Consider the following 15,020-nt stretch of genomic DNA (forward strand, 5'->3'; position numbering starts at 1 on the left):
CGTGCCGCCAGCCCCCAAAATTTACAGATGGTATTCTGCCCAGCGTATGAAATCTTCTTTTGGCAACGCTTTGCTGTACAGCCAGCCCTGACCGTAATGCACGCCATGCTGACGTAGCCACTCTTCCTGTTTACCCGTTTCGATCCCTTCCGCCACCATTTTCAGTTTCAACGTTTTTGCCATTTCGATGATATGCGGTGTGACATTTTTATATTCCAACGCATCAACGAAGGATTTATCGATCTTCAGAATGTCGACATCCAGATCCTGTAAATAACTTAAACTTGAATACCCCGTACCAAAATCATCCAGGTAAATATCATGACCCGCTTCCCGGTAGCGCGAAATTATCGGGGCGCTGGTTTTCGGATCGGCAAATTCGCGCTCTGTGAGTTCAAGAGCGATCTGTTTGGGGTTAACCTGGTAGTGATTGATCATGTCTCGCAGCAGTTGCGGAATTTTTTCCGAGGCGAGCACGGTGGATTCAAGATTGATGGAAATATGTTGTTCCGGGTGTTGTCGCAGCCAGTCGCCCATATCTTCAAACACGTTTCTTATAATCAGCAGCGTCAGTGGCTCAGAAAGACCCGTTTGCTGTGCCAGCGGAATAAAACTATCTGGCGACAACCAACTACCGTCTGTCTGCGGCCAGCGCGCCAGTGCTTCGGCACCGACAATTTTGCCATTGGCTAAGGAGACAATCGGCTGATAGTGCACACAAATATCACGATTTTCGATGGCATCCTGCAAGCGATGATGCGGAGACTGGATACGACGCAAAATACGCAGCACAAACATGGCTGCCAGCAGGCCAATTAACAACCCTACAGGTAACCAGATAAAGACCTGCCGATGCCAGCCTTTTTGCAACGTTTTCGTTGAAGCCCAGGTGATGATGGAAATATTCATCTCTGGTAAGGGCAGAATGTCGTAAATGATCCCATTATTTTCGATGTGCTCACCGGGTGTTTTTTGCAATTGGGTAATAATACCCCGGGCAATTTCGTCGCTGCTGGTTATGACTATATTACGGGCATTGCCAATAATAGCGGCATCAATTTGCCATGAGCTATAAGGAATCACGTCGATAAAGGAGGCGGGGTCGATCATCACTACGTAATGTGCGGTTCCCATAGCAACCATGTAACGGGTAATACCTAAGTCATTGTGTGAGGTTAACCAGACCCGATAACCATCTTTTGAAATCTTCCCCGGCTCCGGAAAGGTATCCGGTGGGCTTTCGTGTTCCAGAGAAGAGCATTGGGGAACGTTGTTATCGATATAAACCACTTCCTGAATATAGCGATAGCTGTATGAAACCCGCCGCATTTCCATGAGATGCTCTTCACTACAGGCTCCGCCTTGCCATCTTTCCAGCTCTTGTAGTGCATCTTTCCCTTGCGTCGCCACTTTATTGGCTCGAATAGCGACGCGGGAGGAATAGGTATTCAGCTCTTCAACAAACGACGCTTCTACCTGCTGATGAGCCAGCCAGATGCTTAAGCCGACAGGCAGTAGTACTGAAAGTATAAGCACTCCCGAAATCAGGCTGACCAGATGTCGTGTTCTCACCAACATGTCCTTATCAACACAATGTAGGGAAAGTATATCTGATTGTGGAAAAAGGCTGGCAGGAGATAAGTGGGTAAGGTCAGTATTTCATGAAATGATGGGTGGCAACGATCATTGTCAATTGACCAGGCGCAGAGCTTACGCCTGGTGTGACAGTCTGACTTAAGATGTTGATTCGGCGCGAGCGAGAGTGAAAATATCGTAAAAAGACAGCTCGCCTTTACGGGCGATCATTTTTTGCAGTTGTTCTTTATGAACATCTGCGACACGCGGCGAGTTCAGTATGGTTTCAACCAGCGCGGCAGGGACAAAGCGCGTGTTATACCATTCGCCGTTATAGCAAACTCGAAAATCCAGCACGTCGATGTCTTCGTAGCGGTAGCGTGGGTAGACATCGAAAAAGAAGAAACCGTTGAGCAGGATGAATAGCACGACAAGGAGCCAGACTGAACCTGATAGCGTTTCGGACTGCAACATCACTGCCAGCGTAGCAAAAAAGGCAACATACATGCCAATAAACAGCCCCGGATGTTTGCGGATAAAACTGATACTAAAGCGGGGCTTGTTGTCGCGTTTTTCGCGCGTATTCAGAGATTCAATTGTTTCGGTCAGTAGGCGTTGTATTTCGGTCATCTTTTGCCTTCGTGGTATCTGCAACTCTCCAGGGAACACCCTATTTTAACGTGGGAATGACATGAGAAAAGTAACAGATTAACTACAATTTTGCATAACAGTTGCAATTTGTAGTTACAGTTTTTTAATGACTCTGGCTGGGTTACCGCCTACGACAACATTATCAGGGACATCTTTGGTGACGACGGCACCTGATGCCACTACGACGTTATCGCCAATGGTAACGCCCGGGTTAATGATGGCACGACCACCAATCCAGACGTTGTTACCGATAGTCACCGGTTTCCCCAGTTCAACACCGCTATTACGTGCTACAGGGTCGATGGGATGTGTTGCCGTGTAGATATGGACACCAGGCGCCAGCATACAATTATCGCCGATATGAATAGGGCAGACATCAAGCATCACGCAATCGAAGTTCGCGTAAAACCCTTTACCGAGAAAAATGTTATAGCCATAGTCGCAGCGAAAGGAGGGCTCAATATACGCATCCGCAACCTGACCGAGTAAATCGGCGAGGATTTTTTGGCGTAAGGATTGATCTTCCGGCGAGGAATGATTGTATTGGTGAATAAGCTGACGAGCGCGCAGGCGATCGCGAGATAAAGTCTCATCTGCCGATCGATACAACTCACCAGCAATCATCTTTTCTTTTTCTGTGCTCATTACTGACGACCCGGTTGCTGGAAATGGGGCAACACAGTAATACGAAATGTCAGTGATGAGAACGTTCCCGTCACCTCTGTGTGACAGAAGTCACACGCGGCATGTCGTCATAGTAAAAATAAAATATATCTAATAAACAGATGGTTATAGTCCAGTGCTTATACTGTTTAATTATCGAATAAATTTCCACACCGAGGAAGGGATCTTGTCGTAAAGCTTATTCATGGTCAATTCTGCAAGACGGTGATCTGCGGCTGAGTAAAATACCGCCAGTTCATTATCTGATAATTCGTATTTATTTTTCTCGATAACACGTTCCAGCGTGTCAATTGTCTGACAACGACGCAAACGCATCAAATAATCGGTTTTCGTTAAAGGCTTATCGGACATACTTCTACCCATGGTTGTAATAATTAGAACAAGATAAACTCGCAGGATTCTCTTTAGTGGCGTTCACAAAACAACGGAACAGTCGGTTACCTGACTTCCGCCATTTCTGGAGATCCTGCATATTAATACCATAACTACTGAACAACATAAAGGTGTCGTCCAGATATTCATCTATCTGCTCAATGAGCTTATTGTCTTCATTATACTTAATTTTGTAATTAAGTGCGAAGGTCGCAATATGCTCAATGAGTTCATTAAGCTGCAGATTGATAGCCGAGGTAGGGTCGTTAACCCAACCATGATTGCTTTCTTCAAGGTTTGCAAGACAGTCATGATACAGGGTTTCGCAGAGAAATTTAAGCTGTGCAATATCATGTCTTTTTGGTGAGTATTCATCCATAACGCGTCCCCTTCTTAGTGGTTGAACTAACGGACACCTTTCGGGGTGGGAAAACTTACTGACCTGGACTTGCCCTCACAGTTGTTAGATTAACTATAATCCACTCTATGAAGGTTTTCATCGCATTATTACGAAAAATTACAATTAGTGGGAGGAGAGGGAAAAGGCTTACTTTTTCACCCTGCATCAACCACGTAAAGGCTAAAGCAGTTTGTTTGATGCTATTCATAACGTAATCAGGATCCTTGCGTCGGGGGTGATAAAATGAGACGGGAATTTGTCACACTAATACCCAGGATTACTCTGATTATGATGTAATTGATATGAATAAATAAAGGATTGCCGCAAATAATTAAGAATAGCCTCTAGATGTCTATGGGTTATTATACCTATTGCTACCACTTAATATAAATTAACTAACAATAAGCATTTTTTATGAATTTTATGTAGCGTTAAAACTAACTTCCGTTTGCGAGCTTAGCTGTAAACATTGTTATTTTAAGATTATACGTATTAAAAAGGCCGCTTGCGCGGCCTTAGTGATTACGAGATCTATCAATGATGATCGACAGTATGGTTATGTTCGATATCTTCATTCTTGCGACTAAAGCGGCGGCGAACCACCACAAAGAACACCGGAACGAAGAAGATTGCCAGTACTGTTGCCGTCACCATCCCACCCATTACGCCAGTACCTACCGCATTTTGTGCGCCAGAGCCAGCACCAGTGCTGATAACCAACGGCATAACACCGAGGATAAACGCCAGTGAGGTCATCAGGATTGGGCGTAAACGCATACGCACCGCGTCCAGAGTTGCTTCAATCAGACCCTTACCTTCTTTATCCATCAAGTCTTTGGCGAATTCGACGATAAGTATCGCGTTCTTCGCCGACAACCCAATGGTTGTAAGCAGGCCCACCTGGAAGTATACGTCATTGGTTAAGCCACGGAAGGTGGCTGCCAGCAACGCACCGATAACCCCTAGCGGAACAACCAGCATAACGGAGAACGGAATCGACCAGCTCTCATACAGCGCCGCCAGACACAGGAACACCACAATCAACGAAATTGCGTACAGCGAAGGCGCCTGGTTGCCGGAGAGACGTTCCTGATAGGACATCCCCGTCCAGTCGTAGCCAACCCCCGTAGGCAGTTTGCTCGCCAGTTGCTCCATCAACGCCATCGCTTCACCGGTACTCTTGCCTGGTGCTGCCTGGCCTAAGATCTCCATGGATGGCAGACCGTTGTAACGTTCCAGACGCGGCGAACCGTATTCCCAACGGGAAGAGGAGAACGCCGAGAATGGCACCATCTGACCATTAGCCGCGCGGACATACCAGTTACCGATATCTTCTGGCAACATGCGGTATTTCGCTTCTGACATCACGTAAACTTTCTTCACGCGACCACGGTCGATAAAGTCGTTCACGTAGCTGCCGCCCCATGCAGCACCCAGAGTGGTGTTAATGTCGTTGATAGAAACACCCAGCGCCTGAGCTTTTTCCTGGTCGATATCAATTTTAAACTGCGGCGTGTCTTCCAGACCGTTCGGACGCACGCTGGTCAGCATATCAGGATGCTTCGCCGCTTCGCCCAGCAACTGGTTACGTGCCTGAGTCAGTTTTTCGTGACCGAGGCCGGCCTGGTCAATCAACTCAAAGTCAAAACCGGTTGCCGTACCCAGTTCTACAATCGCTGGCAGGTTAAAGGCGAACACCATCGCATCTTTAATCTGCGAGAAAGCGCGCGTTGCACGCGTGGTAATTGCTTCAACTTTGTTTTCATCACCCGGACGGTCAGCCCAGTCCTTCAACGAAACGAACGCAATACCCGTGTTCTGACCACGTCCTGCAAAACCGAAGCCGTTAACGGCGAACACCGATTCAACGTTGTTCTTTTCTTTGGTCAGATAGTAATTCGTCACTTCGTTGAGCACTTTCTGCGTGCGTTCCTGCGTTGCACCTGCAGGCAGCTGAACCATGGTCATAAATACGCCCTGGTCTTCATCTGGCAAGAAGGAGCTTGGCAGACGCACGAACAGATAGGCCATGCCGACCACGATGATCAGATACAGCACCAGATAACGCCCCGTACTGCGCAGAATTCCGCCTACGCTGTCGGTGTAGTGGTGCGTGCTCTTCTCGAACATGCGGTTAAACCAGCCGAAGAAGCCTTTCTTGCCTTCCCCGTGATCGCCTTTGGCAATCGGTTTCAGCATGGTCGCACAAAGCGCCGGAGTCAGGATCAATGCCACCAGTACCGACAGTGCCATTGCCGAAACAATGGTAATGGAGAACTGACGATAGATTGCACCAGTCGAACCGCCGAAGAAGGCCATTGGTACGAATACCGCAGACAGCACCATCGCGATACCCACCAGTGCGCCCTGAATCTGCCCCATCGATTTACGTGTAGCTTCTTTCGGCGGCAAACCTTCTTCCGCCATCACACGTTCCACGTTTTCTACTACAACGATGGCGTCATCCACCAACAGGCCGATAGCGAGCACCATCCCGAACATCGTTAGCGTGTTTATCGAGAAGCCAAAGGCAGCAAGAACCGCAAAGGTTCCCAGCAATACCACCGGTACGGCAATGGTCGGAATCAACGTCGCGCGGAAGTTCTGCAAGAACAGATACATGACCAGGAACACGAGGATGATCGCTTCAACCAGCGTTTTAACCACTTCGTGAATGGAGATTTTCACGAACGGCGTAGTGTCGTATGGATAAACGATTTTCAGACCCGATGGGAAGAACGGCTCCATCTTCGCCAGTTCAGCACGGATTGCCGCAGCCGTATCCAGCGCGTTCGCACCGGTCGCCAGTTTGATACCCAGACCAGAAGCGGGTTGTCCGTTAAACTCTGCGATGATGTCGTAGTTCTCACCACCCAGCTCAATTTTCGCCACATCACGCAGCAGTACGCGGGAACCATCCTGATTCACTTTCAGCAGAATTTTGCCGAACTCTTCAGTGGAGGTCAGACGCGTCTGAGCAATAATAGAGGCGTTAAGCTGCTGGCCTTTCACCGGCGGCGTACCACCGAGCTGACCGGCCGCGACCTGGGCGTTTTGTGCTTTGATAGCGGTAATGACATCAACCGGTGTTAACTGGTATTTGTTCAGCTCATTCGGGTTCATCCAGATACGCATCGCATACTGTGAACCGAACAGCTGAACGTCACCGACGCCTGATGTACGGCTGATGGCATCTTTCATATTCGCCGCTACATAGTCGGAGATATCCTCCTGCGTCATGGAGCCATCGGTGTTGATAACGCCGACAACCATCAGGAAGCTACTGGAGGATTTCTCAACGCTCACCCCTTGCTGCTGTACTTCCTGCGGCAGTAATGGCATCGCCAGTTGCAGTTTGTTCTGCACCTGAACCTGCGCAATATCCGCATCAGTACCAGACTCAAAGGTCAGGGTGATCTGCACAGTACCCGTGGAGTCACTGTTGGAGGACATGTACATCAGGTTATCGATACCGTTCATATTCTGTTCGATAACCTGTGTAACAGTGTCCTGCACCGTTTTTGCATCAGCGCCAGGATAGGAAGCGGAGATCGTTACTGCCGGCGGTGCAATCGTAGGATATTGCGCCACCGGCAGTTTGAGGATCGCCAGCCCCCCTGCCAACATGATGATGATGGCGATCACCCATGCAAAAATCGGGCGATCAATAAAGAAATTAGGCATGTCTTAACGGCTCCTGTTTAAGTTAAGACTTGGACTGTTCAGGCTGAGCACCGCTTGCGTCTTGCTGGTTGTTATCAGCGGTTATCTCTTGTGCTTTCACCTGGACACCAGGACGCACTTTCTGCAGCCCACTTACTACTACTCGTTCGCCTGCTTTCAGACCCTCAGTCACCAGCCACTTATCGCCAATGGCCTGGCTTGCGACGATCGGACGAGTTTCCACTTTGTCATCCGCGCCAACTACCAGAACGGTAGCTTCGCCGCGTGGTGTACGAGTTACACCTTGTTGCGGAACTAAAATGGCGGTTGGATTAAGCCCTTCTTCCAGACGTGCGCGCACGAACATACCCGGCAGCAGGGTGTGATCCGGGTTCGGGAAGATAGCGCGTAAAGTGATAGAACCGGTGGTCTGATCAACGGTAACGTCAGAGAACTCCAGCGTACCGTCCTGCGGGAACTTAATACCGTCACTGGTGATTAGCGAGACTTTGGCTTTACCGTTCTCTTGCTTCAGTGTGCCGTTGGCGAGTTCTTGTTTCAGACGCAGGAAATCGTTACTGGACTGAGTAACATCAACGTAGATCGGATCAAGTTGCTGCACGGTCGCCAGCGCAGTCGCCTGGCCGTTTTGCACCAATGCGCCTTCCGTCACGTTCGATTTACCAATACGGCCGGTAATCGGAGAGGTGACTTTGGTGTAAGCCAGATTGATGCGCGCGGTTTCAACAGCCGCTTTCGCCGCAGTAACAGCCGCATTTGCCTGTTGCGCATCAGCCAGCGCCTGATCGTACTCTTGCTTACTGATGTACTGAGTACCCAGCAGCTTCTGGTAACGATTAACAGTCAACTGCGCGATATTGGCTGCTGCCTGCGCTTTAGCCAGATCGCCTTTTGCACTGTCGTACGCTGCCTGATAGGTCGCAGGATCAATCTGATAGAGAGAGACACCTGCTTCGATGTCGCTACCTTCTTTGAAATTACGCTTCAGGATAATCCCGCTAACTTGAGGACGAACTTCTGCGATCCGGTAGGCACTGGTGCGACCCGGAAGCTCGGTTGTGATCTGCAGAGGTTCAGTTTTGACTGTTACTACCCCAACAGCGGGCATCTGCTGGCCACCTTGTTGGGCCTGTTTGTCGTCACATCCTGTAAGCGCTAAGCTGCCTGAGAGCATCAGAACGATCGCCAGAGGCGTAAACCCTCTGTTTTTGTTCATATGTAAACCTCGAGTGTCCGATTTCAAATTGGTCAATGGTCAAAAGTCGATAAACCCATTGCTGCGTTTATATTATCGTCGTGCTATGGTACATACATTCATAAATGTATGTAAATCTAACGCCTGTAAATTCACGAACATATGGCACGAAAAACCAAACAAGAAGCGCAAGAAACGCGTCAACACATCCTCGATGTGGCTTTACGTCTTTTCTCACAGCAGGGGGTATCATCCACCTCACTGGGAGAGATTGCAAAAGCAGCAGGCGTTACGCGTGGTGCAATCTACTGGCATTTTAAAGATAAGTCGGATTTGTTCAGTGAGATCTGGGAGCTGTCAGAATCCAATATTGGTGAACTAGAGCTTGAGTATCAGGCAAAATTCCCTGACGATCCACTCTCAGTATTAAGAGAAATACTAATTCATGTTCTTGAATCGACGGTGACTGAAGAGCGGCGGCGATTATTGATGGAGATTATTTTCCACAAATGCGAATTTGTCGGAGAAATGGCTGTTGTTCAACAGGCACAACGTAATCTCTGTCTGGAAAGTTATGACCGTATAGAACAAACGTTAAGACATTGTATTGAAGCGAAAATGCTGCCCGCAGATTTAATGACGCGTCGCGCAGCAATTATTATGCGCGGCTATATTTCCGGCTTAATGGAAAATTGGCTCTTTGCCCCGCAATCTTTTGACCTCAAAAAAGAAGCCCGCGATTACGTTGCCATATTGTTGGAAATGTATCTTCTTTGCCCTACGCTTCGTACACCGGCCACCAACGAAAAATCCTGAATCAGACTCCAGGATTTTTCCTGGACATTTTCTCTGTTGCTATTCTGGCTCTCTACGGCGTGCTATTCTAGCCGCTTGACTATTTCAGGTCGTCCTTCAGGTTCAGAAACCTTCATTCATCATGACTATGTTCCAGTATTACAAACGATCACGGCATTTTGTTTTTTCAGCATTTATTGCTTTTGTTTTGGTCTTGTTATGCCAGAACACGGCCTTTGCGCGGGCGTCATCAAATGGTGACTTACCGACGAAAGCGGATCTACAGGCACAGCTTGACTCGCTTAATAAACAAAAAGATCTTTCTGCTCAGGACAAACTGGTTCAGCAGGATCTGACAGACACATTAGCCACTCTCGATAAAATCGATCGCGTAAAAGAAGAGACGGTTCAGTTACGACAAAAAGTGGCTGAAGCGCCAGAAAAAATGCGCCAGGCGACCGCAGCGTTAACCGCACTTAGCGATGTGGACAACGACGACGAAACGCGCAAAATTCTGAGCACGCTTTCGTTGCGCCAACTGGAAACTCGCGTTGCCCAGGCGCTGGACGATTTGCAAAACGCACAAAACGATCTGGCGTCTTATAACAGCCAGTTAGTTTCTTTACAGACGCAGCCTGAACGCGTGCAAAATGCGATGTATACCGCCTCACAGCAGCTGCAACAAATTCGCAGCCGCCTGGATGGCACGGAAGTCGGTGAGACAGCCTTACGTCCCAGCCAGAAAGTGCTGATGCAGGCGCAGCAGGCTTTGTTGAATGCCGAGATTGACCAGCAACGTAAAAGCCTGGAAGGGAACACCGTCTTACAGGATACCCTGCAAAAGCAACGCGATTATGTGACGGCGAACAGCACTCGTCTGGAACATGAGCTGCAACTATTGCAGGAGGCGGTTAACAGCAAGCGTCTGACATTAACTGAAAAAACGGCGCAGGAAGCGGTAACGCCGGACGAAGCTGCGCGTATTCAGGCTAATCCGCTGGTGAAACAAGAGCTGGAAATTAACCAGCAGTTAAGTCAGCGTCTGATTAGCGCCACTGAAAACGGCAATTTGCTGATGCAGCAAAACATAAAAGTCAAAAACTGGCTGGAGCGGGCGCTGCAATCGGAACGCAATATCAAAGAGCAGATTTCTGTCCTGAAGGGCAGTCTGCTGCTGTCACGTATTCTTTATCAGCAACAACAAACGCTGCCCTCGGCGGACGAACTGGAAAATATGACCAACCGCATTGCGGATTTGCGTCTCGAACAGTTCGAAGTGAACCAGCAGCGTGACGCACTCTTCCAGAGCGATGCTTATGTCGCCAAACTGGAAGAGGGTCATGCGAATGAAGTCAACGACGAAGTCCGTGACGCATTGTTGCAAGTAGTTGATATGCGTCGCGAATTGCTGGATCAGCTTAACAAACAGTTGGGCAACCAACTCATGATGGCCATTAACCTGCAAATCAACCAGCAACAGTTAATGAGCGTATCGAAAAACCTGAAATCCATCCTGACCCAGCAGATTTTCTGGGTGAACAGTAACCGCCCGATGGACTGGGACTGGATTAAAGCGTTCCCGCAAACGCTGCAGGATGAATTCAAGTCGATGAAAATTACGGTGAACTGGGAAAAAGCCTGGCCTGCCGTCTTTATCGCTTTCCTCGCTGGTTTGCCGCTGCTGCTCATCGCCGGGTTGATTCACTGGCGTCTGGGATGGCTGAAAGCGTATCAACAAAAACTGGCTTCCGCCGTAGGTTCCCTGCGTAACGACAGCCAGCTCAACACACCAAAAGCGATCCTTATCGATCTGATCCGCGCGCTGCCGGTGTGTCTGATTATTCTTGCCGTCGGTTTGATTCTGCTCACCATGCAGCTCAACATCAGTGAATTACTGTGGTCGTTCAGCAAAAAACTGGCGATTTTCTGGCTGGTGTTTGGCCTGTGCTGGAAGGTGCTGGAGAAAAATGGCGTTGCTGTTCGTCACTTTGGTATGCCGGAACAGCAGACCAGCCACTGGCGTCGGCAAATTGTCCGCATCAGCCTCGCGTTGCTGCCAATCCATTTCTGGTCTGTGGTGGCAGAACTTTCCCCGCTGCATCTGATGGATGATGTGCTGGGGCAGGCGATGATTTTCTTCAACCTGCTGCTGATTGCCTTCCTGGTATGGCCGATGTGCCGCGAAAGCTGGCGCGATAAAGAGTCGCACACCATGCGACTGGTCACCATTACCGTGCTGTCGATTATCCCGATTGCGTTGATGGTGCTGACCGCCACAGGTTATTTCTACACCACGCTGCGCCTCTCCGGGCGTTGGATTGAAACCGTTTATCTGGTGATCATCTGGAACCTGCTGTACCAGACGGTATTGCGCGGCTTAAGCGTAGCGGCGCGGCGTATCGCCTGGCGTCGTGCGCTGGCGCGTCGGCAGAATCTGGTGAAAGAGGGCGCAGAAGGTGCCGAACCGCCGGAAGAACCCACCATTGCACTGGAGCAGGTTAACCAGCAGACGCTGCGTATTACCATGTTGCTGATGTTTGCGCTGTTCGGTGTCATGTTCTGGGCAATTTGGTCCGATTTGATCACCGTGTTCAGCTATCTCGACAGCATCACGCTCTGGCATTACAACGGCACTGAAGCCGGGGTTGCGGTGGTGAAAAGCGTCACTATGGGCAGTCTGTTGTTTGCGATTATCGCATCGATGGTTGCCTGGGCGCTGATCCGCAACCTGCCTGGTTTGCTGGAAGTGCTGGTGCTCTCGCGACTGAATATGCGGCAGGGCGCGTCGTATGCCATTACTACCATCCTTAACTACATCATCATTGCCGTTGGTGCGATGACGGTGTTCGGATCGCTGGGCGTCTCGTGGGATAAACTCCAGTGGCTGGCAGCGGCATTATCTGTAGGTCTGGGTTTTGGTTTACAAGAGATCTTCGGTAACTTCGTTTCTGGTTTGATCATCCTGTTCGAACGTCCGGTGCGCATTGGCGATACGGTAACCATCGGTACTTTCTCCGGGACAGTCAGTAAGATTCGTATTCGTGCAACGACTATTACGGACTTCGATCGCAAAGAAGTGATCATCCCGAACAAAGCGTTCGTAACCGAGCGTCTGATCAACTGGTCGTTAACCGATACCACCACTCGTCTGGTGATCCGCCTGGGTGTGGCTTACGGTTCTGATCTGGAAAAAGTACGCAGAGTCCTGCTTCAGGCAGCGACTGAGCATCCAAGGGTGATGCACGAACCGATGCCGGAAGTCTTCTTTACTGCGTTTGGCGCCAGCACCCTGGATCACGAGCTGCGCCTGTACGTTCGTGAACTGCGCGACCGTAGCCGTACTGTCGATGAACTGAACCGTACCATTGATCAGCTGTGCCGTGAAAACGACATCAACATTGCCTTTAACCAGCTTGAAGTGCATCTGCACAACGAGAAGGGCGATGAGGTGACGGAAGTAAAACGCGACTACAAAGGCGACGATCCGACGCCAGCGGTAGGGTAATAACGAAAGGGGGCGACATTTATCCGCCCCCGAGATTGCTGACAAAGCCCGGCATATGCACGGACGATCCCCTCGCCCCATCGGGGAGAGGGCTAGGGTGAGGGGGCAGGCCAGCGCCTGTGCGAATAATACCCTCACCCCGACCCTCTCTCTAAAAGGGCGAGGGGGAAAGCCGTGCCCGTTTTGACCCGTAAGCGAGTTTGTCAGCAATCGCAGGGACGGCATCTAGCCACCCCATTTATTTTTCGCTTTGCGCCTCATCATCGCGCGTTAATTTCTTTTCATAATCACGTTTTACAATATCAAGGGCGCGCAGCACGGTACTGGCAGGGATCTGATTTTCCTCCAGCAGCACAATCAAATCGACGGCCAGTTTGACATCGTCAGGGGCATTTTCCAGTGACATACTCTCTCCATTGTTAGCGGGTTAAACGCGCTAACCTGTTTTCGATTTTTTCCAGCGCATGGCGACACCGCGCCAGACGCGCTTCATAGGCTTCTACTTCACGATGCAGCGTTTGCTGCTCTACGAGATCGGTTGCCTGCGCCAGACGGGATTTACGTTCCGCTACCATCTCACGTAATCGCCGTTCAAAATCCTGATGTTGAATCCTTTTTCGTTGCCAGCGGGCAATTTTTGGTGGCGCGCTGTCCCACTCGCGCAGTGACCAGGATGCCGCTTCACGGGCAATCGCTTCCAGTTGGGCGACCAGGTGTTCTGCCAGCCAGGCTACTTGCGGCAGCTGCTGCTGTTCGACTGCGTGATGAAGCGCAGCCATGTTATCGCCCGCCTCATCAAGACAAGCCTGTAACGTTGTCGCGCGAGTCTGAAAAAGATGCCTGTCGAAACGGGCGCTTAACGTGCTGAACTGCGCCACCGGGACACAACGCTGGCGCAGCGTGGCGAGCTGACCTTCCAGTTTTTCCAGCAGCAAGGTAGTTTTCACGATAAGACCTCAATGAAAATGATAATTGTTATGCTAAAGTAGCCACTCTGTAAGCTGACAACACTCAATATGCAACGAATCATTTTAATCATCATTGGCTGGCTGGCGGTAGTGTTGGGTACGCTGGGCGTGGTATTACCGGTATTGCCGACTACGCCGTTTATCCTGTTGGCGGCCTGGTGCTTTGCGCGCTCTTCCCCGCGTTTTCACGCCTGGCTGTTGTACCGCTCATGGTTTGGCAGCTATTTACGTTTCTGGCAGAAATACCATGCAATGCCGCGTGGCGCAAAACCACGGGCGATTTTATTGATACTCGTGACTTTTGCTATTTCACTATGGTTTGTGCATATGGTGTGGGTACGCATTTTGTTGCTGGTGATCCTCACTTGTTTGCTGATTTTTATGTGGCGAATCCCGGTGATTGATGAAAAGCAAGAAAAGCACTGAAGCACAACAATCGCTGTTGCAATTATCGCGCACAGCCAGTACATTCTGGCGTTTTCGAGCACAGGCGCAGGCGGTCAAAGGTTAAACAAAAGTTACTTTTGATACGTTTAAAACGCGCCGTGAGTACCACCGTAACAAGCAGGCATACACTTATGACCGCGACTGCACAGCAGCTTGAGTATCTCAAAAATAGCATCAAAAGCATTCAGGACTACCCAAAACCCGGCATTCTGTTCCGTGATGTCACCAGCTTACTGGAAGACCCGAAAGCTTACGCTCTCAGCATCGACCTGCTGGTTGAGCGTTACAAAAATGCGGGTATTACCAAAGTTGTCGGCACCGAAGCACGTGGCTTCTTGTTTGGTGCTCCGGTAGCATTGGGTCTGGGCGTAGGTTTTGTACCGGTACGTAAACCGGGCAAACTGCCGCGCGAAACCATCAGCGAAACTTACGAACTGGAATACGGCACCGATAAGCTGGAAATCCACGTTGATGCCATTAAACCAGGTGACAAAGTATTGGTAGTCGACGATTTGCTGGCAACTGGGGGCACCATTGAGGCGACAGTGAAATTGATCCGTCGTCTGGGCGGTGAAGTCACTGACGCTGCATTCATCATTAATTTGTTCGACCTCGGCGGTGAACAGCGTCTCGAAAATCAAGGCATTACCTGTTATAGCCTTGTCCCGTTCCCGGGCCACTAATTTTCGACAGCCCGCGCCATGGGCAGCACAAGATGTACATTCAGCCTCGCCGTTCTGACGG

13 protein-coding genes are annotated in these 15,020 nt (G+C 49.8%); 4 read left to right on the forward strand and 9 right to left on the reverse strand.

The annotated features are described in order from the left end of the window. Nucleotides 1-21: 21 nt before the first annotated feature. The 7 genes from pdeB to acrA all read right to left on the reverse strand — a co-directional run bounded on the left by pdeB (nt 22) and on the right by acrA (nt 8,582). The gene (pdeB, locus tag RGV86_RS18460; RefSeq protein ID WP_085460460.1) at nt 22-1,572 is read right to left on the reverse strand and encodes a cyclic-guanylate-specific phosphodiesterase PdeB; all 1,551 of its coding nucleotides are present in this window, start codon (nt 1,570-1,572) and stop codon (nt 22-24) included. A 162-nt stretch (nt 1,573-1,734) separates the two neighbouring features. Further along, nucleotides 1,735-2,205, reverse strand: a complete 471-nt coding sequence (locus tag RGV86_RS18465; protein ID WP_085460461.1) for a YlaC family protein — start codon at nt 2,203-2,205, stop codon at nt 1,735-1,737. Between the two features lie 114 nt (nt 2,206-2,319). Beyond that, complete coding sequence (maa, locus tag RGV86_RS18470) at nt 2,320-2,871, reverse strand: maltose O-acetyltransferase (protein ID WP_000102550.1); 552 nt, start codon at nt 2,869-2,871, stop codon at nt 2,320-2,322. A gap of 171 nt (nt 2,872-3,042) precedes the next feature. Next, entirely contained in the window at nt 3,043-3,261 is a 219-nt protein-coding gene (hha, locus tag RGV86_RS18475) for a hemolysin expression-modulating protein Hha (protein WP_001280991.1), read from the reverse strand. Between the two features lie 4 nt (nt 3,262-3,265). Beyond that, nucleotides 3,266-3,661 (reverse strand): Hha toxicity modulator TomB, encoded by a 396-nt coding sequence (gene tomB / locus RGV86_RS18480; protein WP_000344801.1) that lies wholly within the window; start codon nt 3,659-3,661, stop codon nt 3,266-3,268. 555 nt (nt 3,662-4,216) lie between these two features. Continuing rightward, nucleotides 4,217-7,366, reverse strand: coding sequence for an efflux RND transporter permease AcrB (gene acrB, locus RGV86_RS18485; RefSeq protein WP_001132459.1), 3,150 nt, complete (start codon nt 7,364-7,366; stop codon nt 4,217-4,219). A 22-nt stretch (nt 7,367-7,388) separates the two neighbouring features. Beyond that, nucleotides 7,389-8,582, reverse strand: coding sequence for a multidrug efflux RND transporter periplasmic adaptor subunit AcrA (gene acrA / locus RGV86_RS18490; RefSeq protein ID WP_010347661.1), 1,194 nt, complete (start codon nt 8,580-8,582; stop codon nt 7,389-7,391). Nucleotides 8,583-8,723: 141 nt separating this feature from the next. Here acrA and acrR point away from each other — a divergent pair, with 141 nt between their 5' ends. Then, nucleotides 8,724-9,377 (forward strand): multidrug efflux transporter transcriptional repressor AcrR, encoded by a 654-nt coding sequence (gene acrR / locus RGV86_RS18495; protein ID WP_000101734.1) that lies wholly within the window; start codon nt 8,724-8,726, stop codon nt 9,375-9,377. A 121-nt stretch (nt 9,378-9,498) separates the two neighbouring features. Then, a complete protein-coding gene (mscK, locus tag RGV86_RS18500; protein WP_032224796.1) occupies nt 9,499-12,861 on the forward strand; it encodes a mechanosensitive channel MscK in 3,363 nt (1,120 codons plus the stop codon). A gap of 238 nt (nt 12,862-13,099) precedes the next feature. On the opposite strand, the gene rsmS is transcribed toward mscK, so the two are convergent. Further along, nucleotides 13,100-13,267, reverse strand: coding sequence for a pleiotropic regulatory protein RsmS (gene rsmS / locus RGV86_RS18505; protein WP_000051156.1), 168 nt, complete (start codon nt 13,265-13,267; stop codon nt 13,100-13,102). A 13-nt stretch (nt 13,268-13,280) separates the two neighbouring features. After that, complete coding sequence (priC, locus tag RGV86_RS18510) at nt 13,281-13,808, reverse strand: primosomal replication protein N'' (protein ID WP_000858962.1); 528 nt, start codon at nt 13,806-13,808, stop codon at nt 13,281-13,283. A 69-nt stretch (nt 13,809-13,877) separates the two neighbouring features. Between priC and RGV86_RS18515 the strand changes: the two genes are divergently transcribed. Both RGV86_RS18515 and apt read left to right on the forward strand, forming a co-directional pair. Next, on the forward strand, nt 13,878-14,255 hold the full coding sequence (locus RGV86_RS18515) for a DUF454 family protein (RefSeq protein WP_001188910.1): 378 nt from the start codon (nt 13,878-13,880) through the stop codon (nt 14,253-14,255). Nucleotides 14,256-14,407: 152 nt separating this feature from the next. Next, nucleotides 14,408-14,959, forward strand: coding sequence for an adenine phosphoribosyltransferase (gene apt, locus RGV86_RS18520; protein ID WP_001515901.1), 552 nt, complete (start codon nt 14,408-14,410; stop codon nt 14,957-14,959). Nucleotides 14,960-15,020 lie beyond the last annotated feature (61 nt).

Source organism: Escherichia ruysiae (assembly GCF_031323975.1).
Taxonomy (GTDB): domain Bacteria; phylum Pseudomonadota; class Gammaproteobacteria; order Enterobacterales; family Enterobacteriaceae; genus Escherichia; species Escherichia ruysiae.